The 26,178-nt window shown below is 64.5% G+C and carries 18 protein-coding genes and 1 pseudogene; 2 read left to right on the forward strand and 17 right to left on the reverse strand.

The annotated features are described in order from the left end of the window. Nucleotides 1–58: 58 nt before the first annotated feature. The 4 genes and pseudogenes from ASG25_RS07765 to dut form a co-directional block, all read right to left on the reverse strand. Nucleotides 59–685: a TetR family transcriptional regulator gene (locus ASG25_RS07765; RefSeq protein WP_062471497.1), complete on the reverse strand. Its 627-nt coding sequence runs from the start codon at nt 683–685 to the stop codon at nt 59–61. 70 nt (nt 686–755) lie between these two features. Next, the gene (locus tag ASG25_RS07770) at nt 756–3,905 is read right to left on the reverse strand and encodes an efflux RND transporter permease subunit (protein WP_062471500.1); all 3,150 of its coding nucleotides are present in this window, start codon (nt 3,903–3,905) and stop codon (nt 756–758) included. A gap of 249 nt (nt 3,906–4,154) precedes the next feature. Next, nucleotides 4,155–5,327: pseudogene (locus ASG25_RS07775) on the reverse strand (efflux RND transporter periplasmic adaptor subunit); the annotation flags it as partial. 244 nt (nt 5,328–5,571) lie between these two features. Beyond that, a complete protein-coding gene (dut, locus tag ASG25_RS07780) occupies nt 5,572–6,036 on the reverse strand; it encodes a dUTP diphosphatase (RefSeq protein ID WP_062471503.1) in 465 nt (154 codons plus the stop codon). Nucleotides 6,037–6,147: 111 nt separating this feature from the next. Between dut and ASG25_RS07785 the strand changes: the two genes are divergently transcribed. Next, nucleotides 6,148–7,731 carry a peptide chain release factor 3 gene (locus tag ASG25_RS07785; protein WP_062471506.1) on the forward strand — a complete coding sequence of 528 codons (1,584 nt, stop codon included), beginning with the start codon at nt 6,148–6,150 and terminating at the stop codon, nt 7,729–7,731. 31 nt (nt 7,732–7,762) lie between these two features. Here the strand turns inward: ASG25_RS07785 and otsA are convergent, their stop codons facing one another. The 9 genes from otsA to ASG25_RS07830 all read right to left on the reverse strand — a co-directional run bounded on the left by otsA (nt 7,763) and on the right by ASG25_RS07830 (nt 18,602). Continuing rightward, nucleotides 7,763–9,136, reverse strand: coding sequence for an alpha,alpha-trehalose-phosphate synthase (UDP-forming) (gene otsA, locus ASG25_RS07790; RefSeq protein WP_062471509.1), 1,374 nt, complete (start codon nt 9,134–9,136; stop codon nt 7,763–7,765). A 103-nt stretch (nt 9,137–9,239) separates the two neighbouring features. Beyond that, nucleotides 9,240–10,073 carry a trehalose-phosphatase gene (gene otsB / locus ASG25_RS07795; protein WP_082475561.1) on the reverse strand — a complete coding sequence of 278 codons (834 nt, stop codon included), beginning with the start codon at nt 10,071–10,073 and terminating at the stop codon, nt 9,240–9,242. 69 nt (nt 10,074–10,142) lie between these two features. Next, on the reverse strand, nt 10,143–10,844 hold the full coding sequence (locus ASG25_RS07800) for an HAD family hydrolase (protein WP_062472413.1): 702 nt from the start codon (nt 10,842–10,844) through the stop codon (nt 10,143–10,145). A 205-nt stretch (nt 10,845–11,049) separates the two neighbouring features. Beyond that, on the reverse strand, nt 11,050–11,454 hold the full coding sequence (locus ASG25_RS07805; RefSeq protein WP_062471512.1) for a GFA family protein: 405 nt from the start codon (nt 11,452–11,454) through the stop codon (nt 11,050–11,052). A gap of 440 nt (nt 11,455–11,894) precedes the next feature. Then, nucleotides 11,895–12,695, reverse strand: a complete 801-nt coding sequence (gene iolB, locus ASG25_RS07810) for a 5-deoxy-glucuronate isomerase (protein WP_062471516.1) — start codon at nt 12,693–12,695, stop codon at nt 11,895–11,897. Between the two features lie 24 nt (nt 12,696–12,719). Continuing rightward, the gene (gene iolE, locus ASG25_RS07815) at nt 12,720–13,622 is read right to left on the reverse strand and encodes a myo-inosose-2 dehydratase (protein WP_062471518.1); all 903 of its coding nucleotides are present in this window, start codon (nt 13,620–13,622) and stop codon (nt 12,720–12,722) included. A gap of 46 nt (nt 13,623–13,668) precedes the next feature. Beyond that, nucleotides 13,669–15,492: a 3D-(3,5/4)-trihydroxycyclohexane-1,2-dione acylhydrolase (decyclizing) gene (gene iolD, locus ASG25_RS07820; protein ID WP_062472416.1), complete on the reverse strand. Its 1,824-nt coding sequence runs from the start codon at nt 15,490–15,492 to the stop codon at nt 13,669–13,671. A gap of 168 nt (nt 15,493–15,660) precedes the next feature. Next, entirely contained in the window at nt 15,661–17,589 is a 1,929-nt protein-coding gene (gene iolC, locus ASG25_RS07825; RefSeq protein ID WP_062472419.1) for a 5-dehydro-2-deoxygluconokinase, read from the reverse strand. Between the two features lie 104 nt (nt 17,590–17,693). Continuing rightward, the gene (locus ASG25_RS07830) at nt 17,694–18,602 is read right to left on the reverse strand and encodes a MurR/RpiR family transcriptional regulator (protein ID WP_156379623.1); all 909 of its coding nucleotides are present in this window, start codon (nt 18,600–18,602) and stop codon (nt 17,694–17,696) included. A gap of 223 nt (nt 18,603–18,825) precedes the next feature. On the opposite strand from ASG25_RS07830, the gene ASG25_RS07835 reads away from it, so the two are divergent. Continuing rightward, nucleotides 18,826–19,638: a class II glutamine amidotransferase gene (locus ASG25_RS07835; RefSeq protein ID WP_062471521.1), complete on the forward strand. Its 813-nt coding sequence runs from the start codon at nt 18,826–18,828 to the stop codon at nt 19,636–19,638. Here ASG25_RS07835 and coaBC read toward each other — a convergent pair. The 4 genes from coaBC to ASG25_RS07855 form a co-directional block, all read right to left on the reverse strand. Next, nucleotides 19,624–20,886: a bifunctional phosphopantothenoylcysteine decarboxylase/phosphopantothenate--cysteine ligase CoaBC gene (gene coaBC, locus ASG25_RS07840; protein WP_062471524.1), complete on the reverse strand. Its 1,263-nt coding sequence runs from the start codon at nt 20,884–20,886 to the stop codon at nt 19,624–19,626. The two genes, ASG25_RS07835 and coaBC, sit on opposite strands and share 15 nt — an antisense overlap. A gap of 111 nt (nt 20,887–20,997) precedes the next feature. Beyond that, nucleotides 20,998–23,529 carry an HWE histidine kinase domain-containing protein gene (locus tag ASG25_RS07845; RefSeq protein ID WP_062472425.1) on the reverse strand — a complete coding sequence of 844 codons (2,532 nt, stop codon included), beginning with the start codon at nt 23,527–23,529 and terminating at the stop codon, nt 20,998–21,000. 40 nt (nt 23,530–23,569) lie between these two features. Further along, nucleotides 23,570–24,130, reverse strand: coding sequence for a biliverdin-producing heme oxygenase (locus ASG25_RS07850; RefSeq protein ID WP_062471526.1), 561 nt, complete (start codon nt 24,128–24,130; stop codon nt 23,570–23,572). A gap of 101 nt (nt 24,131–24,231) precedes the next feature. Next, nucleotides 24,232–26,178 carry a MacB family efflux pump subunit gene (locus ASG25_RS07855; protein ID WP_062471529.1) on the reverse strand — a complete coding sequence of 649 codons (1,947 nt, stop codon included), beginning with the start codon at nt 26,176–26,178 and terminating at the stop codon, nt 24,232–24,234.

The following is a 26,178-nucleotide window of genomic DNA, read 5'->3' on the forward strand; positions in this document are numbered from 1 at the left end:
CCCGCCTTCTTGCGGTCGCGGGGCATCTGTCGTCGGCGGAAGCTGGCGACACCCCTGGTTACGTCGCCGGCGCGTCTCCGCGTCGAAAACAGCCGAAGAGCCGGGACAGGCCCTGGCGGCCGTCTTCGGCGAGGTCGAAGCGACGGCCGAACAGGAGCCATTCGCTGCAGAGGCCCTTGATCATCCAGCGGAGCGCCCGTGCAGCGCTCGACGGCGTCCAGGCGCTGCTGAGCGTGCCGCGGGCTGCGGCCCGGGAAAAGGCGTCCTCCAGAAACCGCGTGTGTTCGTCGTCGATCTCTTGCTGGCGGCCGAGGACGGGGGCAAGATCACTCGTATAGTCGCAGCGCAGGAGAATGGTGAGGATGCGCTGGCGTTGCTCGTCCTCAGCCATCACATCCAGCCAGTCGCCGGCGACCGCCTCGATATGGGCAAGAATGTCGATGCCGGCATTCTCGATCTCGCCCCGGAGCAGTTCCTCGTCGGGCAAGGGCACGGCCTTGTAGAGTTCGAGGAAAATATCGGCCTTGTTCTGGAAATGCCAGTAGATCGCGCCGCGGGTAACCCCGGCGGCCGAGGCGACATGCTCCAGCGTCGCGTTGGAAACGCCCTTCTCATAGAACACGTGCTCCGCCGCCGTCAGGATGCGGTTGCGCGTTTCCTCCGCCTTCGCCTTCGTCCGCCGCATGGTCTGTCTCACGCCTCCCGCAGGGCTTCGACGCTGGCTCCGCCCGGCTGACGACGGGCGGACACCGCGATCACTCGGCCGGGGTGTGGCCGGGAGCCGCCGCCGGCGTGGTGCGATCGGTCTTTCTCTTGCCGCGCTGGAAGATCTTCATCACGAAGACGAAGAACACCGGCACGAAGAAGATCGCGAGGATGGTCGCCGAGATCATGCCGCCGAGAACACCGGTGCCGATCGCGTTCTGGCTGGCCGCCGATGCACCACTGGCGATCGCGAGAGGCACGACGCCGAGGGTGAAGGCGAGCGAGGTCATGAGGATCGGCCGGAAGCGCAGATGCGCCGCCTCGATCGTCGCGTCCATCAGCGACTTGCCCGCCTCCATCTGCTCCTTGGCGAACTCGATGATCAGGATCGCGTTCTTGGCCGAGAGGCCCATGATCGTGATCAGGCCCACCTTGAAATAGACGTCGTTGGACATGTCGCGCAGCGCGATGGCGATGACGGCGCCGATGATCCCGAGCGGCACCACGAGCATGACCGAGATCGGAATCGACCAGCTTTCGTAGAGCGCGGCGAGGCAGAGGAAGATCAGGAGGCAGGACAGGCCGATCAGAAGCGGAGCCTGCGATCCCGACTGGATTTCCTCACGCGACTGGCCGGACCACTCATAGGCAAAGCCCGACGGCAATTCGCCCATCAACCGCTCCATCTCCGCGATCGCCTCGCCGGAGGAATGGCCGGGCGTCGCCTGGCCCGAGATCCGGATGGACGGATAGCCGTTGTAGCCGACGGTCTGCGCCGGCCCCATCTGCCATTCGATCGAGGAGAAGGCCGACAGGGGCACCATACCGCCATTGGTGTTGCGGACGTTGAGCGTCAGCAGGTCGGACGGCTTGGTGCGTTTGGCCACGTCGGCCTGCACGGTCACGCGTTGCAGGCGGCCCGAATTCGGGAAGTCGTTGACATAGGTAGAGCCGAGATTGGTCGAGATCGTCGCGTTGATGTCGGCAAAGGCGACACCGAACGTGTTGGCCTTCTCGCGGTCCACGATCAGGTTCAGCTGGGCAACGTCCGGCAGGCCATCGACGCGGACGCCGGCCAGGATCGGGCTCTGCGCGGCAAGACCGAGCAGCTGGTCGCGCGCGGCGGCGAGGGCCGTGTCGCCCTGGCCTGCACGGTCCTGGAGCCGGAATTCGAAGCCGTTGCTGGTGCCGAGCCCCTGGATGGGCGGCGGTGACAGCGCAAAGGCGATCGCGTCGCGGATCTGGCTGAAAGCGATCGAGGCGCGCATGGCAATCGAAGCCGCGGCATCGTCCGGTCCACGCTCCGCCCAGTCCTTCAGGGTGATAAAGGCGAGAGCGGCATTCTGGCCGGAGCCCGAGAAGGAGAAACCGTTGACGGCGATGATGCGATCGACGGCGCCTTCCTTCCCGAAGAAGCTTTCGACCTGCTGGATGACCTCGGTCGTCCGATTGGCCGTGGCTTCCGATGGCAGCTGCATGGAGACGATAATGTAGCCCTGGTCTTCGTTCGGCAGGAAGGCCGAGGGAAGCCGCATGAACAGGTAGCCCATAGCGGCGACGATCACGAGATAGACGAGGATGAAGCGGCCCGTGCGCTGGATCAGCCAGCCGACCCAGGTGCTGTAACGGTGCGAGGTACGATCGAAGCCCCGGTTGAACAGGCCGAAAAAGCCGCGCTTCTTCTGGTGCTGGCCCTTCGGGATTTGCTTCAGGAAGCTGCCGGCCAGAGCCGGGGTCAGCGAGAGCGCCAGAAACGCGGAGAACAGGATCGAGGTCACCATGGTCAGCGAGAACTGCTGGTAGATGACGCCGACCGAGCCCGGGAAGAAGGCCATAGGAATGAACACGGCGGAGAGAACCAGCGTGATGCCGATGACGGCACCGGTAATCTGGCCCATCGCCTTGCGGGTGGCCTCCTTCGGCGTCAGCCCCTCCTCCGTCATGATGCGCTCGACGTTTTCCACGACGATGATGGCGTCGTCGACGAGAATGCCGATCGCCAGCACCATGGCGAACATGGTGAGCACGTTGATGGAGAAGCCGGCGACATACATCACGGCGCAGGTGCCGAGCAGGGCGACCGGCACGACGATCGTGGGGATGAGCGTGTAGCGGAAGTTCTGCAGGAACAGGAACATCACGAGGAAGACGAGCGCCATCGCCTCCAGCAGCGTATGGATCACCTTCTCGATCGAGACCTCGACGAAGGGCGCGGTGTTGTAGGGAATGGAATATTCGACGCCCGTCGGGAAATAGCCTTTCAGCTCTTCCATCCGCTCCTCGATCAGCGTCGCGGTGTTGAGCGCGTTGCCGGTCGGGGTCAGCTGCACCGCAATGGCGGCCGATGGCTTGCCGTTGAGGCGGGTCGAGGTGTCATAGCTCTGGCCACCAACCTCGATACGCGCAACGTCGCGCAGGCGTACCGCGGACCCGTCGGGATTGGCACGCAGCACGATCGCGCCGAACTCTTCCGGCGTGGACAGCTGGCCCTTGACGAGAACCGGGGCGGAGACCTGCTGGGTGATCGGGTTGGGCTGGGCGCCGATGGAGCCGGCTGCGATCTGGGCGTTCTGCGCCTGGATGGCGCTTGTCACGTCGCCGGCCGTGAGGTTGAGGCCGACCATCTTGTCCGGGTCGATCCAGACGCGCATGGACCGCTCGGAGGAGAACAGCTGCGCCTGGCCGACGCCCTCGATGCGCTGGATTTCGTTCAGGACGTTGCGGCTGAGATAGTCCCCGAGGCCGATCGCGTCCATCGACCCGTCGGTGGAGGTGAGCGAGATGATGAGGAGGAAGCCCGAGCCGGCTTCATCGACCTGAATGCCCTGCTGCGTCACGGCATCCGGCAGCCGCGGCTCGACGCGACGGACACGGTTCTGCACGTCCACGGCCGCGTCGCCCGGATCGGTTCCGGGCGCGAAGGTAACATTGATGGATACAGCGCCGGCGGCGTTCGACGTGGACTCGAAATACTGGAGCCCTTCGATGCCGTTCAGCTCGTTTTCGATCAGCTGCGTCACGCCCTGATACGTCTCAGTGGAAGAGGCGCCGGGATAGGTGGCGGAGATGCTGATCTGCGGCGGCGCCACGCTCGGATACTGCGCGATGGGCAGAAAGGGGATCGCGATGATCCCTGCAATCATGATGAAGAGGGCGACGACCCAGGCGAAGATGGGCCGGTCGATGAAGAAACTGGGCATGGACCGTCCTTAATTCGCTTGTGCGGGCTGTGCGCCGCCGTTGCCGGCACCCTTGCCAGTGTCTTTGCCGGTGTTCTTGCCACCGTCTGCGCCTGCATCGTCGCCGTTCTGCGCCGCAGCCGGTGCGGCACCACCTTCGGGAACTGCGGGCTTGTCAGCGGAGGCCGCCGGGGTGCCCGACTGTTCTCCGCCGGCCGGGTTGGTGCCGGATTGGTTGGTGCCGGCCGGCGCGCCTTCCGGCGCGGTGGGAGCAGCCGCGGCGCCAGCATCGGGCTTCGGTGGTGCCGGGTTCCAGTCGACGACCTTGACGGGTGCGCCTGGGCCAACCTTCTGGAAGCCCTCGACGATGATCTTCTCGTCGGCCTTCAGGCCGTTGGAAATGACCCAGCGGTCGCCGACGACCCGGCTCGTCGTGACGGGACGGATCTCGACCTTGCTCTCGGGATTGACGACGTAGACGAGCGCCTTGCCGGCAGTGTCGCGCTGGATGGCCTGCTGCGGCACGGCGATCGCATGGCGCTCGATGCCCTGCTGGATGAGCCCGCGCACATACATGCCCGGCAGGAGATCGCCGTTCGGGTTGGCGAACTCGCCGCGAAGGGTGATCTGGCCGGTGGTTTCGTCGACGGCCGCTTCCGAAAACAGCAGTCGGCCCTTTTCCGGATAGGGCGTTCCGTCGTCCAGCACCAGCTGAGCGGCCGCCTCGTTGGCATTGGTCATCAGCTGGCCGTCCTGCAGCGCCTTGCGCAGACGGATGACGTCGGTCGCGGTCTGGGTAAAGTCCGCATAGACAGGGTCGAGCTGTTGGATCGTCGCCAGATTCTCCGTGCCGTTCTGCGTGACGAGCGCACCCTCGGTGATCAACGCGCGACCGATGCGGCCGGTGATCGGGGCGGTCACATTGGTGTATTGCAGGTTGAGGCGGGCCGATGCAACGCCAGCCTCGGCGATCGCCACATCGGCATCGGCCTGCGCGAGCAAAGCGACCGCGTCATCGAAGTTCTGCTGCGTCGCGACGTTCGACTTGCGCAACTGCTCCTGGCGTCCGGCGGTGTTGCGCGCCTGCGTCTGGGCGGCGCGTGCGCGGGCAAGCGTCGCCTCGGCGCTGTCCACCTGCACCTGGAAGGGCTTCGGGTCGATGCGGTAGAGCACGTCGCCCTGCTGGACCGTGGTGCCTTGCTCGAACACACGCTCGACCACGATGCCGGAGACCCGCGGACGGACTTCCGCCGTGCGGGTAGCGGCGATCCGGCCGGGCAGCTCGTTGGTGATCGGCAGCTCCTCCGTCTTGGTGGTGATGACCGCGACTTCGGAGGGCGGCCGCTGCGGCTGTCCTTCCGCTTTGGTCTCCTCCTGCTGGCAGGCACTCAGGAAAGCCGCGCCGATGAGAAGGGCGGCGAGCGTCAGGCGATTGGTCCGCATAGGAAGGTCCCACGAAAAGAGCCGGCGCGCGGACGATGTCTTCAAAAGAGATCGTAGCGTCGGCCGGAAGACATGAAGTCGGACGGCAACCCTGACCAGGTTCACGGCGGGTCACGCGTTATACAAACACGACTGTATGTATGCGTACCGAGAGCGTCAAGATGATGCGGCGCACAATTCCGTGAAACCTTGCAGAGCGCGGGCTTTCCCCACCCACCTGAGGAAAGCGCGGGGGGACACCTCGCTAAAGACCGGTCGACCCGAAACCGCCATCCCTGCGCGCCGTCAGCGAAAGCGCAGTCGCCTCCCGGACGCGGGCCTGCGTCACCGGCGCGACCACCATCTGCGCGATGCGCATGTCGCGCACCACGGTGAAGGGCTCGCTCCCGTGATTGATCAGCAGCACCTTCACCTCCCCGCGATAGTCGCTGTCGATCGTTCCCGGCGTGTTCAGGCAGGTAACACCATTCTTGAAGGCGAGGCCCGAGCGCGGCCGAACCTGCCCCTCAAACCCATCCGGGATCTCGAAGACGAAGCCGGTCGGCACCAGCGCGCGCTCCCCCGGACCGATCACCAGCGCTTTGTCCACGCTCACGGCAGCGCGCAGGTCCATGCCGGCCGCCCCCGGGCTCTCATAGGCCGGCAGCGCCAGTCCCGCGCCATGGGGAAGACGGATCAGGGCAAGAACGGGCGTCGAGAGGTCGGGCATGGGCAACTCCTTTACGAAGCCTGATACGGGAGCAGAGCAAGGGATCGACGGCGTCAATTGCATATCGGCCGCCATATCGCTAGATAAGCCTTCCAAAACAGGACACTTCCCATGGCTGAAACGCTCGCCGATGCGGTCTCCCGCCGCCGAACCTTTGCGATCATCGCGCACCCCGACGCGGGCAAGACGACGCTGACCGAAAAGCTCCTGCTGTTCGGCGGCGCGATTCAGCTGGCCGGCGAGGTCAAGGCCAAGAAGGACCGGATCCAGACCCGGTCCGACTGGATGAAGATCGAGCGCGAGCGCGGCATCTCGGTCGTGACCTCGGTAATGACGTTCGAATATGACGGTAACGTCTTCAATATCCTCGACACGCCCGGCCACGAGGATTTTGCCGACGACACCTATCGCACCCTGACGGCGGTGGATGCCGCCGTGATGGTGATCGATGCCGCCAAGGGCATCGAGCCGCGGACGCTGAAGCTGTTCGAGGTCTGCCGCATGCGCGACATCCCGATCATCACCTTCATCAACAAGATGGACCGGGAAAGCCGGGATCCCTTCGAGATCCTCGACGAGGTCGAAGAAAAGCTCGCGCTTGATACGGCGCCGATCACGTGGCCGATCGGCCGGTCGAAGACCTTCTGCGGCTCCTATTATCTGGCGGAAAACACGGTGCGCGGCGCAGACACGCAGGTCGAGGCGCTGAAGGTCAACGGTCCGCAGGCGGTGGCCGACCGGTTGCCTGAAAACGAACGCGCCGCCTTCATCGAGGAAACGGAGCTTGCCATCGAGGCCTGTCGTCCGTTCGACCGGCAGGCCTTCCTCGAAGGCCACATGACACCGGTCTTCTTCGGCTCCGCGTTGCGCAATTACGGCGTGCGCGACCTTATCAATGCGCTGGGCGCCATGGCGCCGCCGCCGCGCGATCAGGTGGCGGATATCCGCACGGTGCATGCCAACGAGGACAAGATGACGGCCTTTGTCTTCAAGATCCAGGCCAACATGGACCCGAACCATCGCGACCGCATCGCCTTTGCGCGCATCTGTTCCGGCAAGCTGGAACGCGGCATGAAGGCGCGGCTTGCCCGCACCGGCAAGCAGCTCGGCCTCACCGCACCGCAGTTCTTTTTCGCTTCGCAGCGCCAGCTGGCCGATACGGCCTATGCCGGCGACGTGGTCGGCATTCCCAACCACGGGACGCTGCGCATCGGCGATACGCTGACGGAAGGCGAACCGCTGGTGTTCCAGGGCGTTCCGAACTTCTCGCCGGAAATCCTGCGCCGCGTGCGGCTGGAGGATGCCATGAAGGCCAAGAAGCTCAAGGAAGCGCTACAGCAGATGGCTGAAGAAGGTGTCGTGCAACTGTTTTCTCCCGAAGATGGCTCCCCGGCCATCGTCGGTGTCGTCGGCGCGCTGCAGCTCGATGTGTTGAAGGAGCGTCTCCAGGGCGAGTACGGCCTGCCCGTCTCGTTCGACATGGCCCGCTTCTCGATCTGCCGGTGGGTGTCCTCCGATGTCCCTGGCGAACTCGACCGCTTCATCACCGCACGGCGCGGCGATATCGCCCGCGACCTCGATGGAGACCCGGTCTTCCTCGCTCAGGACGGTTTTTCGCTGAATTACGAAGCGGAGCGCTGGAAGGCGATCAAGATGGTTGCGATCAAGGAATATCACGTCGCCAAGGCGGCGTGATATCTCGGTCGGATGTGTTCTTGGACGCTGATCAGGCGACGAGATCCTTGAGGAAATCGTCGCACCAGCGCACCACGTCGTGCTCGTTCAGATAATCCATCATCCGGCCCCACCGCTCCTGCCGCTCGGGAAGCGGCATGGACAGCCCCCGCGCGATGGCATTGGCTGTGCCCTCGATGTCATAGGGATTGACGAGCAGCGCCCCGTCCAGCTCGCGGGCCGCACCGGCGAAACGCGAGAGCACAAGCACGCCGGGGTTTTCGGGATCCTGCGCCGCCACATATTCCTTGGCAACGAGGTTCATGCCGTCGCGCAGCGGCGTGACCAGACCAACCTTCGCCATTCGGTAGAGCCCGGCGAGAATCGGCCGTGAAATCGAGCGGTTGATGTAGCGGATCGGCACCCAGTCGACCGTTCCGAGCGCGCCGTTGACGCGTCCGGCCTGTTCGGCCACCGTGCGCTGCATGGCCTCATATTCCGGCACTTCGGAACGGGATTTCGGTGTGACCTGCAGATAGGTTACCTTGCCCTGCTGCCCCGGGCTCGCCTCGATGAAGCGCTCGAAGGCATCGATGCGCTGGGTGATGCCCTTGGAATAATCGAGCCGGTCGACGCCGATGATCAGGTCGCGCCCTTCGATGCTGGCGGCCGCCTTCTTCACCATGACATGAGACGCACTCTTGCGGGCGAAGGTTGCGAAAGCCTTCGTCTCGATGCCGATGCCATAGGTGCCGCCCTTGAAGATCCGGCCATGCGCACTGTAGCGGCCGGGGCTGATCTCGTTGCCGATGCCCTCGCGGCGCAGGCCGCCGGCGAAGTTCTCGAGATCGTGGTCGGTCTGAAAGCCGATCAGGTCGTAATGCGAGAGGCCACGCATGATCTCCTCATGCACCGGCATGGCGAAGAGCACGTCGGCTGGCGGCCACGGGATATGGAGGAAGAAGCCGATGCGGTTCTGAATGCCCATCTGGCGCAGTTCGGCCGCCAGCGGGATCAGGTGATAGTCGTGAATCCAGATGACATCATCCGGCTCCAGCAGCGGCGCCAGCCGATGGGCGAAGAAGCGGTTGACGCGAAAGTATCCGGCCATCTCCTTGCGGCCGTATTCAGCGAGATCCAGCCGATAGTGGCAGATCGGCCAGAGCACGCGGTTGGCGAATCCGAAATAATATTCGTCGACGTCCTTGTCGGTGAGATCGGTAAGCGCATAGGTGATCTTGCCGCGATCCTTGAGGTCGAGGGGAGCCGGCTCCTTCGTGCCGCTGGATTTGCCCGACCAGCCCATCCAGATGCCGCCATGCTCTTCGAGTGCGGCCTGCAGCGCGACGGCAAGACCGCCGGCAGGCGCATCTCCCGATTTTTCCGGTACCGGCACGCGGTTGGACACGACGATGAGACGGCTCAAGATGTCTTCCTTTCAGAATTCTGCTCCGCCAGGGACGCACAGGCGAGCACAGGGCAGGGCAACGTCCGCCCCAAGCCGAAGCCTGTCGCGCAGATGGCGTCGCTCACGGTTTGCTGCCGTGGGCAAGCATCGTCAGGGCGTCCCGAACCGCCTGCGCCGAGCCGATGGTCGCTTGGGCCTGCGTTTCGAAACCCGGCTCGCCGACGCGCAGCGACATGCCGCCGGCGGCGTTGGCCACCTTGAACATGGCCTCGTCGGTAACGTCATCGCCGATCGCCAACGGCTTACGGCCTGAAAAGGGCGATTGCGACAGGAACGTCATGACGGCCGCGCCCTTGCTGGCCGTCGCGGGGCGAAGCTCCACCACCATCTTGCCGAACTGGAGGCCCCAGTCTCCGCCAATGGCGAGCGAAGCGCGTCGCATGACGTGTTCGACATCGGCGCAGCGTTCCGGCGCCAGCCGGTAATGCAGGGCAACGGCGGCACCCTTGTCCTCGAACAGCACGCCCTCCCAGTCCTTGACGGTGCGGGCAAGCTCGTTCTTCAGGGTAACGAAGGCCGGCGTGATCTCCGGCCGGGTAATCGCGCCCGTCTGGTCGCGCAGCTCGGCGCCATGCAGACCGGCAATGGGAAACGTCGCTGGATCGAACAGGACGTCGGCATAATGCAGCGCCCGCCCCGTCACGAGCGCAAGCGCGCCGCCCAGCCGGTTGGAAACGGCCATCAGCGTGGAGGGCAGGTCCGGGGGAACGCGGATCGCGTCCGGCGTTTCCGCCAGATCGACAAGCGTCCCGTCGATATCGAGGAAAAGGGCCCAGTCGTCAGGCTCTGCCGCAAGGCGCCCGAAGGCGTCGGCGACCGCAGGAGACAGCAGCGCCTGCTGCAGGGTCGAGGCGCCCGGATCCTGTCGGAAAAGAGGGTGGCTGTCGTTTGGCATGAGGGTCTAGTTAGGTCGCCACCGCGCGGTGACAACCCTTTGACACCGTGCGGCAACTCGCGCTTCTGATCAGGCCGCCGTCTTTTCGACCAGCATGAGGCGTCCATCCGCGGCGATTTCAACCGAAAGTCCCTCATATCCGGGAAGTTTGAGATGCGTGGTCTCCATGGGATGCTCATGCGTCGTGGTGATCACCGCAACATCCGAGCCGGCGGCTTCGCCGGCCGTCACACCGGCCGGGACATCTTCGAACACGAGGCAATCGGTAGGGTCGAACCCGACGCGCTCGGCGCCCAGTCGGTAGCAATCCGGTGCCGGCTTTCCCTGCGTCACGTCTTCCGCAGTCACAAGAAACTTCGGCGCCGTGATTCCGGCCTTGGCGAGACGCGCTCTGGCAAGCGGCAGTGGCGAGGAGGTGACGATCGCCCAGCGATCCGCGGGCAGCAACTTCAGGAATTCGAGCGCGCCGGGGATCGGCTTCACGCCCTCGACGTCGTCGATCTCCGCCTGCGTGATATAGGCGGCTTCCTTGGCCGGATCGACGCCGGGCAAGTTCAGCTGCGTGATCGTGTCGATGCCACGCTTGCCATGCATGAAAGGCAGGAAGGTCTTGAGATCCAACCCGTGCGCCACGGCCCATTTCCCCCAGACGCGCTCCGCCGCTGCAATCGAATTGAGAAGCGTGCCGTCCATGTCGAAGAGGAAAGCGGAAAAGGGCTTGCCGAGGGTCGGATGCGACGAGAAAGGGGAAGACGCGGCGGACGAGGACACGGGAGAAGCGGAAACGGGAGAAGACAAGAGGAGCATTCCTTTAAGTTTTCGCGCCTTTCGGCGTAGGGACTTCGGCGCAGGGGCCGTTCGGTAGCGGTAACGCGGTGGATCATACCCGGCAGGGCGGGCCGCTTGGGAAAGTCTCCCGGACTTACTCCATAATCCCTGCTTTCGAAATCGATTTCCGGCGGCCGACGTCAGGGCTTCAATCGCCGGCCGTTCCGGGCAAGGCCGAGACGGCGTCCAGCCAAGGCGCTGCGGAGGCGCACCAGATCTGGCGGGTCGGAGCGAGATCGCGCCGCTGGCGGATGGTGCCCCAGCGGATGGCGATCTCCTGCGCCGCCTCGCCTTCGCCGGTCGTGAAGATCGGGGAGCCGCAGTCGGAACAGAACATCTGCAGTCTGCGGTTCCCGTTGTCCGCTGTCTTCACATAGGTTTTCGGTGACCCTTTCGTCAGCCGGAAATGGTCGCTGGGGAGCGAGACGCTGACCCGATAGGCCGTGCCCGTCAATTGCTGGCAGTCGGTGCAGTGGCAGACCGAAACGGCATCGGGATCGACCTCCGCTTCAAAGCTGATCTGTCCGCAGTGGCACGCACCATCGATCTTCATATCGATCCTCCTTTTGCTTGCGCGAAACGTCGTTGCTTGGAACTGAACCTGTTCCGGCGCAAAATGATCCGCTCCAGCGAGGACGCCGCCTCATATGCCTTTTCAAGCCGGGAGATAATTGCCGTTCTCCCTCTTGCAATGTCAGGGCCTATATCCGCGCCCCGAACCGGCTATGCCATCATCGCTCCGCTCCGTCTCGGATCGATGACAAGGCGTTTCCGCAAGGCGGGATCCGCTCCTTGAGGCGCGGAATGGAGGCAAGCCCAACCGCTTCGGGTCTGCAGAAACGGCCTCCCTCCGAGAGCCTGCAGTCCCTCGCTGAAACGGCTGGAAGGCGCACCGGAAGGTGTCATATCAAAATCGATCCTTGGCGGCAGCTTTCCGTACCCCGTCCGATAACCGATCCGTCAACCTCCGGCGTTTTACGCGCGGAGCCTCTGTCACACGCCGGTGAAAAGCCATTCGTGCTCCTTGGCGTTGTTGAACTTCCACGCCCGCGCCGGCCCTGCCATGACGTTGAGATAATAGAGGTCGTATCCATGGATCGCCGCGACAGGGTGATAGCCTTTCGGCACCAGCACGACATCGCCGTTCTCGACTGCCATGGTCTCGTCTAGCGACCGGTCGTCCGTATAGACGCGCTGCATGGCAAAGCCCTGCGCCGGATTGAGGCGGTGGTAATAGGTTTCTTCCAGGAAGCTTTCGGCCGGCAGGTTGTCCTCGTCGTGCTTGTGCGGCGGATAGGACGAGGTGTGGCCGCCGGGCGTGATGACTTCGACCACCAGCAGTGACTGCGCTGCCTCGTCGTTTTCCGGCATGATGTTGGTGACGTAGCGGGTGTTTGTGCCCTTGCCGCGCGTCATCTGCGGGTGCCGGTCGGGCCGGATGACCTGTGCCTTGAAGCCTTCGCCGCCCGGTGCCGAACAGACGCCGAGCTCGAGATCTGTCGTTGCCGTCACCGTATAGGCGGCGCCCTTCGGCGCATACACCGAAAAGGGTGCACCCTCGAACGGCGTCATCCGTTCGCCGAGTTCGCCAAAATCCTCATCGTCCACCGTCACGCGTGCCTTGCCGGCGACGAGGACGAGGCAGACCTCGCGCTCGTCTGTTCGGCCCGAGACGGCCTCCCCGGCCGCGAGCTTGTGCAGTTGGAAACCGACATAGGTCCAGCCTGCGCTTTCCGGCGTGACGTCTTGGACGAGGCCGCTTTCGGCCCTCGGCTTGACGAGAAGGTTCGGCATGTCGGCTTCCTTTCGGAGAGAGGTTCAGGACCGGTCGAGACCGGCCTCCCGTGCGTAGGCCTTGAGGGATCGGAAGCCCAGCGACTGGTATTCGAACGGAATGCGGATGGCGCTGTCCTGTTCCGCCTCGATGACCAGCCAACCGTCATAGCCATGTTCGGCAGCAATCTTGAGAACGGGCAGGAAATCGACGCCGCCCTCATCATCGCCCGGCACGGTAAAAACGCCGCGGCGCACGCCTTCGAGGAAGGAGAGCCCGTTATCCTCGACCTCCTTGCGCACCGCACGACGCACGTTCTTGGCGTGGATATGGCGGACACGGTGCATGTATTTCCGGGCAAGCTCGGCTGGGTCCGAGCCGCCGAACCAGGCATGGCCGGTGTCGAGCAGTAGCTTGGTCGCCGGTCCGGTTGTCTCCATCAGCCGGTCGATCTCGGGCCCGGTCTGGACGATCGTGCCCATGTGATGGTGATAAACCAGATCGATGCCCTGATCGGCGCAATACTGGGCAATCGCCTCGAGATCGGCGCCGAATGTTTCCCACTGGTCGTCGGGCAGCACCGGCTTGTCGGCCACCAGCGAGGTCGCGTCATCGCCGTGAATGGCATTGGACGTCTCGCAGACGATGCAGACCTTGCAGCCGTTTGCCTTGAGAAGATCTAGATGCGGCTGGATCGCCCGCTTCTCGACCTCAACATCATGGGTCAGAAGGTTGGTCGAGTGCCAGCCGGAAACCAAGACGAGGCCGTATTCGGCGAGTTTCGCCTTCAGCGCCTGCGGCTCGGTCGGCATCTTGTGACCCTTCTCGATACCGTCGAAGCCGATCTTCTGGCAATCGGACAGGCAGTCTTCGAGCGAGAGATGGGCGCCGATCGTCTGATCGTCGTCGTTGCTCCAGGCGATCGGGTTGGTTCCGTAGCGGATCATGATGTGTCTCTGTGGTGCTTCTTCGTGATGACGGGAATTAAGGGGATCAGCCGACGCGCTGGGCGGCGAGTGCCCGCTCATAGGCCCGGCGTGCCTGCCCGACGGCATCGCGCTCCGAAACCTCGGGCACGGCCACATCCCACCAGTGGCCACCGGCGTCGGTGGTGATCAGCGGGTCTGTGTCGATGACGATGACGGTTGTCCGGGTTTCGCCCGCGGTTTCGGCCAGCGCTGCTTCCAGTTCGGCGAGCGAGGCGACCTTGCGCGTCACCGCCCCCATGGCGGCGGCATGGCCGGCGAAATCGATCGCCGGCAGCGCGACATGATGCGTGTCCCGCAGGAGATTGTTGAAGTTCGCACCGCCGGTCGCCATCTGCAGCCGGTTGATGCAGCCATAGCCGGCATTGTCGAGAAGCACGACCGTGAGCTTCGCGCCAAGCATGATGGACGAGGCGATCTCGGCATTCAGCATCATGTAGCTGCCGTCGCCGACCATCACGATGACGTCGCTTTCGGGCTTGGCAAGCTTGACGCCCAGGCCGCCCGCTATCTCATAGCCCATGGTCGAGAAGCCATATTCCATGTGGTAGCTGCCGGGCTTTTCGGCGCGCCACAGCTTGTGCAGTTCGCCCGGAAGGCCACCCGCGGCGCAGACCAGCGTCGTGTCGCCCTTTCGGGCCCGCATCACTGCGCCGATCACCTGGGCGTCGGATGGAAGCGTCGCATTGGTGGCGGCGAGCGCCGTGTCGGCTGCTGCCTGCCATTCGGTCTTCAGGCTGCCGGCCTTGTCTCCCCAGCCGCTGTCGGCATGGTAGGCCCTCAGCTCTGCCGACAGTTCGGAAAGGCCGATCGCAGCGTCGCAGACGAGCGGCAGGGACTCATGCTTGGCAGCATCGAAGGACTGCACGTTGAGACCGACGATCTTCAGCCCGTCATTCTTGAACAGCGCCCAGGAGCCGGTGGTGAAATCCTGCAGGCGGGTGCCGACCGCCAGCACGAGGTCGGCTTCTTCGGCCAGCGCATTGGCCGCCGAGGTGCCGGTCACGCCGACGGAGCCCATGTTCATCGGATGGCTGTCCGGCAGCGACGACTTGCCGGCCTGTGTCTCCACCACGGGGATACCGTGCTTTTCCGCAAAGGTCGCGAGCGCCGCACTCGCCTCGCTGTAGAGCACGCCACCGCCGGCAATGATGATCGGCTTCTTCGCCGCCGCGATCGCCGTGGAGGCGGTCAGTCGTTCCTGCGTGTCGGGCCGGAGCCGGCGCGGCAGCCAGACCTTCTCGGCAAAGAAGCTCTCGGGGTAATCATAGGCCTCGGCCTGAACGTCCTGGCAGAGCGCCAGCGTTACCGGGCCGCACTCGGAGGGGTCGGTCAGCACCTGCATGGCGCGGCGCAGCGCCGGAATGATCTGTTCGGGACGGGTGATCCGGTCGAAATAGCGCGAGACCGGGCGGAAACAGTCATTGACGGTCATGCTGCCGTCGCCGAAATCCTCGATCTGCTGGAGCACCGGGTCGGGCCGGCGATTGGCAAAAACGTCGCCGGGCAGAAGCAAAACGGGCAACCGGTTGACATGGGCAAGGGCTGCCGACGTCACCATGTTGAGCGCGCCAGGGCCGATCGAGGTGGTGCAAGCCATGAAGCGGCGGCGGAAGCTCGCCTTGGCAAAGGCAACGGCGGCATTGGCCATGCCCTGCTCGTTCTGCGCGCGGTAGGTCGGCAGCACGTCCTTGATGCCGTGCAGCGCTTCGCCCATGCCGGCTACGTTGCCATGACCGAAGATCGCGAAGACGCCGCCGAAAATCGGCACGGTCTCGCCGTCGATCACCGTCATCTGCCGCGTCAGGAAGCGCGCGAGCGCCTGCGCCATGGTCAGCCGCACGGTGCCCGGCGATCTCGTCGCCTTGTGAGCGCCGTCGTCCGATGCGATGGGGGCTTGCTGGTTCATGATCTCAAGGTCTCCTCACGCCGCAGGCTGTCCGCCCGCCTGTCCCTGCCGCCCGTTCCGGCGGTCGTTGTCATCAGCATCGTGGCCTGTTCAGGCCGCTTTCTCGTCGGCGAGGCCGACCCACAGGTCGACCAGCTGGCGGAACCGGTGCGCCATGTCGTCGATCGCCGCGGCATCGTCGATCTCGCCGGCGAGCCACCGGCGCGCCGCCTCCACGAAGATCGTCCGCCCTACGGCAAAGCCGCGAACCTGCCGCGCGGTGCGGGCGGCGGCAAAGCCCTCTTTCAGTGCATCGTAAGACGCTTCGAGACCGAGCAGAACCACGCCGCGGCAGAGCGGATCGCGCGTCTCGATGACATCGTCGATGCCGCTCCAGGCGCTGCGGCTTGCCTGCGGCTCCAGCTTCCACCAGTCGGGTTTCAGTCCGGCATCGTAGAGCTCATTGAGCGCCCGCGGGATGGTCGTGTCATCCAGCGGGCCATGCTTGCCGGCGATGATCTCGATCAGGATATCGCGGCCGACCTTGCGCGCTGCCTCGAAGGCGCTGCGCAGCTTGGCGATCTGCGTCGCCTTGAGATCGGCAGGGTCGTCCGGGTGGTAGAAGCTCAAAACCTTGATGCAGTGATCGACCGGCCAGTCGATGAGGCGGCTGCCGAGATCCTGGCTGAACTCGAACTGCAGCGGACGCGAGCCCGGCAGCTCGATCGGCTTTGCCACCCAGAAGTCTTTCAATGCACCGGCGGCATAGAGCGCATCCCGGCCGTATTTGTCGTCGATCAGCATGCCGAAACCCGGCCGGCCGTCGGCGATTTTCGCCGCTGCCTTGACCGCGAGAACCTTGAAGGCGGGAATACGGGCGAGCTTGGCGGCGTCGCCGGCGGCCATGTCTTCGAGCTGGCTGCGGTGATCGATGGCCAGCGCCATGAGGCTCGGGATCTCCCGGCGGCGGGTGGTCGCCCAGTGCACGTGGTTGATCGCCGCATCCTTGCGCAGCGCGCGCTCCGGGCTTCCGTTCTCGAGGAAGAACTGCAATTCGGTCCAGGTGGGAATTTCGGGCGCACAAAGGAGGCGCGAGACGGCAAAGGCGCCGCAGGCATTGGCCCAGGTGGCCGATGTCGCGTGGGGTTCTCCGGCAAGCCAGCCACGCAGGAAGCCGGACATGAAGGCATCGCCTGCGCCGAGCACATTGTAGACCTCGATCGGAAAACCCCGGCCGATGATGCCGTCTTCCAGATCGTCCGAAATCGCGCCATCATAGACGATGCAGCCCATGGGCCCGCGCTTGAGGACGATGGTCGCTGCGGACTGCGCGCGAATGGTCTTCAGGGCAGCGAGAAGGTCGCTTTCGCCGGAGGCGATCAGCACCTCTTCCTCCGTGCCGACAATCAGGTCGCAATCGGCCAGAACCGTCTTGAGATGCGCGGAAACATGGGCGGACGCGATATAGCGGTTGTCGCCCGCGTCATGCCCGGCCAGGCCCCAGAGGTTCGGACGGTAGTCGATGTCGAAAGCGATCTTGACGCCGTTCGCCTTGGCGATGCGGATCGCCTTGCGTTGCGCGGCATCGGTGTTTTCACGCGAGAAATGCGTGCCGGACACGAGGATTGCGCGAGACGAGCGGATGAAAGCCTCGTCGATATCGTCCTCGCAGAGCGCGTTGTCGGCGCAGTTGTCGCGATAAAAGAGCAGCGGAAAGGAGTGGTCGTTCTCGACGGCGAGAATGGCGAGCGCGGTCAGACGCTCGGGGTCGGTGACGATACCCTTGGTTTCCACACCCTCGCGGGTCAGTTGCTCCACGATGAAGCGGCCCATCTGCTCGCGACCGACGCGGGTCAGAAGCGCCGATTTCAGGCCGAGCCGCGCGGTGCCGACCGCAATGTTGGTCGGGCAACCACCGACCGACTTGGCGAAGCTTGCGACGTCCTCCAGCCGCGTTCCGATCTGCTGACCGTAAAGATCGACCGAGGCGCGACCAATGGTGATGATATCGAGCGGCCGCGCCGCATCCCTCTGGCTGATCCCGGTCAACGTTGCTGCCCTCCCGACGTGCGGCTTGTCGTCTTTTCCTGTCCGAATAGCCGCACATGAAACATAGGTTCCGTCTATCCGTCAATATGGAATTTTCATTCCATATCTGGAACGGGCCATCCACGCTGGCGCTTCTCCGCCACCGCAACGGTCAGCGCCATGGCGAAAGCCATACTGGCCGAGAGCGAGCGAAACCCGGCGTGGTCGGCCTCCACGATCTCGAACCAGATCTTTGAGGATTCGACGAGGGGCGAAAAGGCGCTGTCGGTGAGAGAGACGACCGGAACCTTGCGGCCTGCCAAAAGCCGGGCCTGGTGAATGCTTTCGGACGTATAGGGCGAAAAACTGACCGCGAAGGCGGCGTCGCGGCGTCCGGCCAGGGCGAGGATGTCGTCATCGACACCGGCGGCCGTGCCCACCATCTGGTAGCGAATCTTCAGCTTGCCAAAGGCATAGGCCATATAGCCGGAGATCGGATAGGACCGCCGCTTGGCGATGAGGAAGATGGTGTCGGCCTTCGCCAGGAGATCGACCGCCTGCTCGAAGGCGGCGGGATCGACGGAGCCGGCGATGTTGTCGAGCGACCGATGGGCCGCGGCGACGAAGCCGTTGAAGATCGCGCCGCTTTCGCCCCGGCTGTGGCCGTTGTCGCCAAGCGCCCGCAAGCGCTCCTCGTAGCCCGGATTGCGCTCCCGGAGGCGGGCGCGAAAGATCTGCTGCAGGCTCGAAAACCCTTCGAAGCCGAAATGCTGGGCAAAGCGGACGAGCGTCGAAGGCTGCACGTCGGCGGCGGCGGCGATGCTGGCAGCCGTTCCGAAAGCGATCTCGTCCGGCTGATCGAGCGCATAGGCGGCGACCTGACGCAAGCGCTTGGGCAATTGCGTCTTGCGTTCCAGAATGACGGCCTTCAGCGCATCGAAATCCTGCGGCACGCCGGCGCTCGGCAGCGCAGCCTCGGCATCCGGTTTCTCCTGGAGCCCCTCTATCGCGGCATCCGGCGTCATGCTGTCATTCCCGTATTCCTGGGCCCGGTCTCATCGCGTGCAGCGTACCGCCTCGACGGCGAGAATGATAGAACGTTCGTTCCAGAAGCGGCTGTCACCCAAAGGGCACAGGAGATCGTTAACGCATTTTTACCATCTTTCGCCTGAAGATACCGCAGACATATGGTTAACGCCGTCCCGCCAAGCGATTCGCGTTTCCCGGACAGCCACGGAGTTTCAGCACATGTGCCGATGGGCAGCCTATCGCGGAGAGCCGCTCTATCTGGAGGATCTCGTATCCTCGCCGGCGCACTCCCTGATCGAGCAGTCCCATTGTGCAACGCGGGCGAAGACCTCCACGAACGGCGACGGGTTCGGCATTGCCTGGTACGGCGACCATCCTGAGCCCGGCCGATACCGCGACATCCTGCCGGCCTGGTCCGACTGCAACCTGAAGAGCATCGCCCGCCAGATCCGCTCGCCGCTGTTTCTTGCTCATGTCCGGGCGGCGACCGGCGGCGGCACCCGCCGCGACAACTGCCATCCGTTCGTCAATGGTCGCTGGTCGTTCATGCACAACGGGCAGATCGGCGGCTTCGAGCATCTGCGCCGGCCGATGGAGGCGATGTTGGACGATGCGCTCTACACGGCGCGCACCGGCACCACCGACAGCGAACTCCTGTTTCTGATGGCCCTGCAGTTCGGTTTGGAGCGGGATCCGTTGGGCGCCATGGCCGAAACACTGTCTTTCGTCGAACGGCTGGCAACGCATATGAAGCACGAGGTTCTCGTGCGGTTCACCGCCGCCTTTTCCGATGGCGTCGATCTCTACGCCGTGCGCTATGCGTCTGATCGGTTCGCCCCGACGCTCTATGCCGCGCCGATGGGTCCGCAAGGCGGCTATTGCCTCGTGTCCGAACCGCTTAACGACGACGATGATGCGTGGGTGGAAATCCCAGACGGCACGGCCGTCGTGATCGGTGAGAACGGGTTCGATATGCGCATCTTCCAGCTCGATCAGGAGATCGAAGCGAAGCGGGCCCTACGCCAGCCGTGAGGCGATGAGGGCCGCCAGCCTGTCGGCCACGGCCTCCTTGTCGAGTTCGGGCCAGGTTTCCTCGCCGTCGCGGCCGATGATGGTGACACGGTTGCGTGTCCCCCCCATGACGCCCCCGGCGACGCCGCTGCCGGCGGAGACGTCGTTGGCGACGATGATATCCGCCCCCTTGCGCGCCAGCTTGAGACGCCCGTTCGCGACCGGATCGTCGGTTTCCGCAGCAAAGCCGACGACGATGCGCGGCCGCTCCGCATGGTGCCCGACCGTTTTGAGAATGTCCGGATTTTCCGTCAGCTGCAGCGGCGGCGGCGCTTCGCCGGGCGCTTTCTTGATCTTGCCTCCGGAAACGTCTGCGACCCGCCAGTCGGCAACGGCGGCAACCATGACCGCGACATCGGCCGGCAAGGCGGCCAGCACCGCATCCTGCATCTCGACCGCCGTCTGGACAGGGACGACGGTGACGCCGGCAGGGTCGGCGATCGTGACCGGACCCGAGACGAGCGTGACGTTGGCTCCAAGGCGGGCGAGCGCCGCCGCAATGGCGTGGCCTTGCCGCCCCGAAGAGCGGTTGGCGATGTAGCGCACCGGATCGATCGGTTCGTGGGTCGGTCCCGAGGTAACGATGGCATGGCGTCCGGAAAGCGGGAGGGTGGTCGGCGCCGCGAGTGGCTGCGAGCCTTCGAGGCAGGCCTCCACGGCGGCCACGATCTGCAGCGGTTCGGCCATGCGGCCCTCGCCCCGCTCGCCGCTTTCCGCCATCTCGCCGAGACCGGGGCCGACAAAGGCGATCCCGTCGCCGGCCAAGGTATCGCGATTGCGCCGAGTCGCCGGATGCGACCACATCTTGGGGTTCATGGCGGGCGCCAAGAGGACCGGCCGATCGGTCGCCAGCAGAATGGTGGAGGCAAGATCGTCGGTCATCCCCTGCGCCATCTTCGCCATGATGTTGGCGGTCGCCGGCGCAACGAGCACCAGATCGCACTCCCGCGCTAGCCTGATGTGCCCGACATCCTGCTCATCCTCGCGCGAGAAAAGCTCGGTGAAAACCTTGTCGGCCGACAGAGCGCCGACGGCGAGCGGCGTCACGAAAGCCTGCGCACCGGCCGTCATGACGGGACGGACGCTCGCGCCCCGCTCGCGGAGGCGGCGGATCAGATCGAGGCTCTTATAGGCGGCGATGCCACCGGAGATGATGAGAAGAATGCGCTTGCCCGAGAGGCTGACGGCCGGGGACGTGGATGAAGGCATGAAACCACCGAGACGGCATGATCGATGCGCGACCCTACTGCATGATGCCCGAAATCGAAATCGATTTCGGGCCACTGATCTCTGCTGATCGCGCGTACCGGAGCCCTGATCTCAGGGGTCGAGCAGCGTGCTCATCGTTCGCACCAGCGCGTCGCGCTCATAGGGCTTGCGCACAACCGGCACGCCGGCAAAGCCGCTCGGAATAGGCGAGATGTTGCCGTAGCCGGTAGCAAACAGGAAGGGGATATCCCGGCGCGTCAGTTCCGTCGCCACTTCGATCGAGGTGCCTGTGCCCAGATTGACGTCGAGGATCGCCACATCCGGCTTGAACGTCGCGAGCTTGGCCAGGGCCTCGTCCGCGGACGCTGCGGTCAGGACCGTCTGGATTCCCTGATCGGCCAGCATGCCCTCGACATCCATGGCGATCAGCATCTGGTCTTCCACCAGGAGCACGCGGATGTCGGGATCGAGATCGGCCCCTGCGGTTGTTGTGTCCGCTCCGGCCGCGAGGCTTAAGGTCTCGTCACGCTCCGACAGGGTGACGTGCTTGGCCGGCAGCACGAAATCCGCCTCGACACCAACCGGCGCGAAGACGACGGTGCTGCGTCCGTCAAGGTCATAGGGGACGCTGCGGTCGATCAGTGCGCTGCCAAAGCCGGTGCGCGTGGGCGGCAGCACGGCCGGGCCACCGCTTTCGCGCCAGGCTATTTCGCAATCGCCGGCCTGCGTCAGGCGCCAGCTGACCGACAGGGCACCGCCGGGTCGCGACAAGGCGCCGTATTTGGCGGCATTGGTCGAGAGTTCGTGCAGAACCAGCGCCATGACCGAGAAGGCTCGTGCATTGAGCAGGACCGGCGGACCGGACAGGTTCAGGACATTGGCCGTGTTGCGATAGGGGCCGAGTTCGGCATCGAGCAGATCCGACAGCAAGCCGCCGCCATCGCCCCGCACGACCTGATCATGGGCAAACGACAGCGCCTGGATGCGCCCCTTGAGAGAGCTCACATATTCGCTCAGGCTGCGTCCGTCGCCGACCGGCTGGCTGACGAGAGACTTGATCAGCGCCAGGATGTTCTTGACCCGGTGGTTGAGTTCCTCGTTCAGCATGCGCTGGCGCACATCGGCGCGGCTGCGCTCCTCGGCCATCAGCTCGCTATGCCGAAGGCCGATTTCGACGAGCGCTGCACGGGTGACCTCGGCGATCTCGCGGTCGGCCTCGGTCCAGGGCTGGGCCTGGAGCTGCACCGTTTCCTTCCAGATCGCAAAGCTCTTGCGTGGCGTCAGGCGCTCGCCGAAAGGGCCGCTTTCATACGACTTGTTGGGATCGCCGCCCCAGTTCAGCGTCTGGACGAACTCCTTGCGGAAGAAGAAGAGATAGTCGCGATGCAACTGGGTCAGCGGCACAGCCAGCACGCCTGCTGCCTGTTCGCGGAAGGCTTCCGCTTCCGGAAGGCGCTGCGCCATGGCATGCGTCGCCCAGACCTGTCCCGCGACCACAGACCCCATGAGCCTGAGGATCGATGGCACGGCACTTGCAGGCGGCGTCGATCCGAAGGAGGTCCAAGTCCCGTTCATCCAGAGCCCGATGCCGTCGCAGGCCATCAGCGAGGTGAAGTGCGGGAGATGATCGCGCAGGAGTTCGCCCATGTCGGCGTGGTGCGACGCCATGCGCAGGAAGCGATCGAGAGAGGACCGGGCACGGTTGGCGGTGTCGAGCTTTTGCCGCTGTTTCAGCGCATGCAGATGCAGCGAAAAGAACTCGCCGAACATTTCCGCGGCCACCCGCTGCGCCATGGGCAGGATCCGCGGCTGGTAGTGATGGCACGCGATGAGGCCCCAGAGCTTGCCATCGACGATGATCGAGATCGACATGGACGCGGCAACGCCCATGTTGCGCAGATATTCGCAGTGGATCGGCGAAACACTGCGCAGATGGGCGAGCGACATGTCGAGCGGCTCCCCCGAGACGTCGATATCGGGCATCAGGGGGATGCGGGTGCCGCTGGCATCGCCGATAATGCGGATGGTGTTCTGAAGGTAAAGCGCGCGCGCCTGCTGCGGAATGTCGCTTGCCGGAAAATATTGCCCGAGAAAACTCTCGAGATCGCCGCGCTTGGCTTCCGCCATGACCTTGCCGGCACCGTCCTGCTCGAAGGCATAGATCATCACGCGGTCGTAGCCGAGCATGCCGCGGATGAGGCGTGCCGACTGTTTCAGAAGCTGGTCGACGTCGTTGATATCGGTGATGCGGCCGATCAGCGTGCGCGCCAGCTGCAGCGGCTGCCCCTCGGTGGCCGGCTCGAACTCGATGATGACGATCGCCTTGTTGAGATGAATGGCAACGTCGTAGCTGACATTCGCGATCTCAAGGCCCGACAGCAGCGCCGGGCGGCTGCCGTCGCGCAGCGCCGCCACGGCATTGCGCAGCGTGTGCGTCGCCTCATATCCGATGAGGGCTTCCAGCGGTTGGCCATTGATCTCGCCATCCAGTCCCAGAAACTCCGGGGCGTTGGCGGAATGGCGCAGCACCATGCCGGCGCGAGCATCGCAGGCAAGCAGGCAACCATGCGGCTGGATGCTGCCCGGAATATGGATCGGCTCGCGATCGCAGTTTGTGAGATCGATGGTCTCGCCCGGCTTCATCATGCGGCTTGTCGCGGATGCGGTCTTGACGTTCGCAGGGTCATTCAGCGGCATGGGAAGCCCTTCGGAACGCTGTTTCCGCGACCATGAATGTGGCTCTGGACGCGCTTGCGACACGATCGATCTCGATAGCGTCGATGGATTCGAGGAGATGCAGGAAGCGCGGCCACCGGTCGCTCTTTTCTGCCTGGGCCGCCAGATGCCGGGCGCCGAAATCGGCCCGTAATCCCAGCGCCTGGGCGCGGCGATAGAGAAGCCGGGCTCCGAGTGCCGAACCTTCGAGAACATAGAGCATGCCGAGCATGTCCTCCCGCGCGGCACCCATCGGCGGCACGGGTACGGTCGCATCGGCAGAGATTTCGAGGTCGGAAAGATCGGTGCGGATCAGCGCGCCGAAGGTCTGCTGCGACCAGAGATCGAGATCGTCAGGCCATGCGCGCCCGGCCAGCATCGTTTCCACGGGAATGCGGAAAGCGCTCATTCCTCGCAGATAGGTCTTGTAGGACGACAGGCTGTCGAAAGCGCCGATCATGTCGTCGAGCGCCGCATGGGCGTCGGCAGTACTTTCGCGGAGAAAGGCTCGGCGCGACCGATCAGGCATAAAGGTGTTCCGGAGATCAACAAAAAGAGGTCAGACAGGGAGAAGGTTTCAGGATGCGGTTCAGTTCCATCGCGCGCCAAACTTTTTTAGAAATTCTCGCCTCAGGGCGCCGACAGGGCAACAGCCGGCTGAAGGCGCGACGCGTTATGCGCCGGGAGGTAGCCAAAAACAAGACCGGTAACGAAGGCGCTGGCAAAGGCCAGCAGAACCGGCCCGGCGGAGAAGGTGACGGGCACGCCAAATGACTGGGCGATCAGACCGATCGACAGGCCTAGACCAACGCCGATAATGCCGCCGAGTGCCGAGACCACGAGCGCCTCGACGATGAACTGCGTAAGGATGTCGCGGCCTCGCGCGCCGGTCGCCATGCGAATGCCGATCTCCCGCGTCCGTTCGGTGACGCTGACTAGCATGATGTTCATGACCCCGATGCCGCCGACCAGAAGCGAGATCGCGGCGATGGAGCCGAGAAAGACCTTGAGGATGTTGGAGGTCTCGGTGAAGGCCTCACGGATGGCGGCGAGATTGGCGATCTGGGTATCCTGACGCTGGTGGCGCTCGTCGAGCAAAGCCTGGATCTGGTCCTGCGTGATGTTGATGGCGCTGTCATCCTTCACCTGCACGGTGATGGAACGGACGTTGCGCGCGCCGAAGAGACGGAGATTGCCCGTCGACAGCGGCACGAGGACCGTATCGTCCTGATCGTTTCCACCGGCGGTCGCCCCCTTTGGCGCCATGACGCCGATGACCTGGAAGGGAATGTTCTTAATGAGGATATATTGGCCGAGCGGGTCGGCGCCATCCGGAAACAGCGTATCGGCAACAGTCTTGCCCAGAACGGCGACGGTCGCATAGCTGCGCATGTCGGCCGGTGCGATGAAGGCGCCCTCGGCCAGCGACCAGGTCTTCGCCTCGGGAAACTGCGGCACCGTGCCGTTGACCGTTGTCTGGGTATCCAGATTGCCGGCGCGCACGGTCAGCGAACTCGACATCTCCGGCACGGCAAAGGAGATGTTGGGCAATTCCAGGATTGCATCCGCATCGGCGGGCACGAGCGAAACAACGCTCCCGCCCTCGCCGCCCCGGAAATTGGCCATGTTCGGCCGGATGACGAGAAGATCCGACCCCATGGCGGCGATGCGGCTCAGCACCTGGTTCTGCGCGCCGGTGCCGATCGCGAGCATGGCGACGACGGAGCTCACGCCGATGACGATACCGAGAAGCGTCAGCACCGTGCGGAAGAAGTTGGCCCGCAGCGCCCGGAACGACATGCGCACGGCTTCCGCCACATCCGAAAACAGGGCGGCCTTGCCGGCCTGCGTCGCAAAGACGCGTGGTGCCGGACGAACTGGCCGGCTGATACGGCGCGGCAGCCGATCGGCCACGATGAGCCCGTCGCGGATCTCGATGACGCGATCGGCCGATTCCGCAAGATCCGGCGCGTGGGTGATGATGATGACGGTGTGACCGTCTTCGTTCATGCGCCGCAGAGTCGCCATGACATCCTTGCCGCTCTGGCTGTCGAGGGCGCCGGTCGGCTCGTCCGCCAGGATGATCTGGCCGCCATTCATGAGGGCGCGGGCAATCGAGACGCGCTGCTGCTGGCCACCCGAAAGCTGGTTCGGCAGGTGATCCATGCGATCGCCAAGCCGGAGCGCCTCGAGCAGCTCGCGGGAGCGCGCTTCCCGGCGCTTTGCCGACACGCCGGCATAGATGGCGGGAATCTCAACATTCTCGCGGGCGGTGGAGGTGGCGACCAGGTTGTAGCTCTGGAACACAAAGCCGAACATCTGGCGGCGGCGCTCGGCCAGCTGGTCGGCATCGAAACCCGCAACGTCCTCGCCATCCAGATGGTAGGCACCGCCGGTCGGCTGGTCGAGACAGCCGAGAATGTTCATCAGGGTCGACTTGCCCGACCCGGACTGGCCGACGATCGCGACGAACTCGCCCGGCTGGATGTCGAGCGAGACGCCGCGCAAGGCGTCCACCGGTACGTCGCCGGTCATGAAGGTCTTGCGGATGTTCTTGAGCGAAATCAGAGGCGTCAT

It is taken from the genome of Rhizobium sp. Leaf384 (assembly GCF_001424065.1).
GTDB lineage: Bacteria > Pseudomonadota > Alphaproteobacteria > Rhizobiales > Rhizobiaceae > Ferranicluibacter.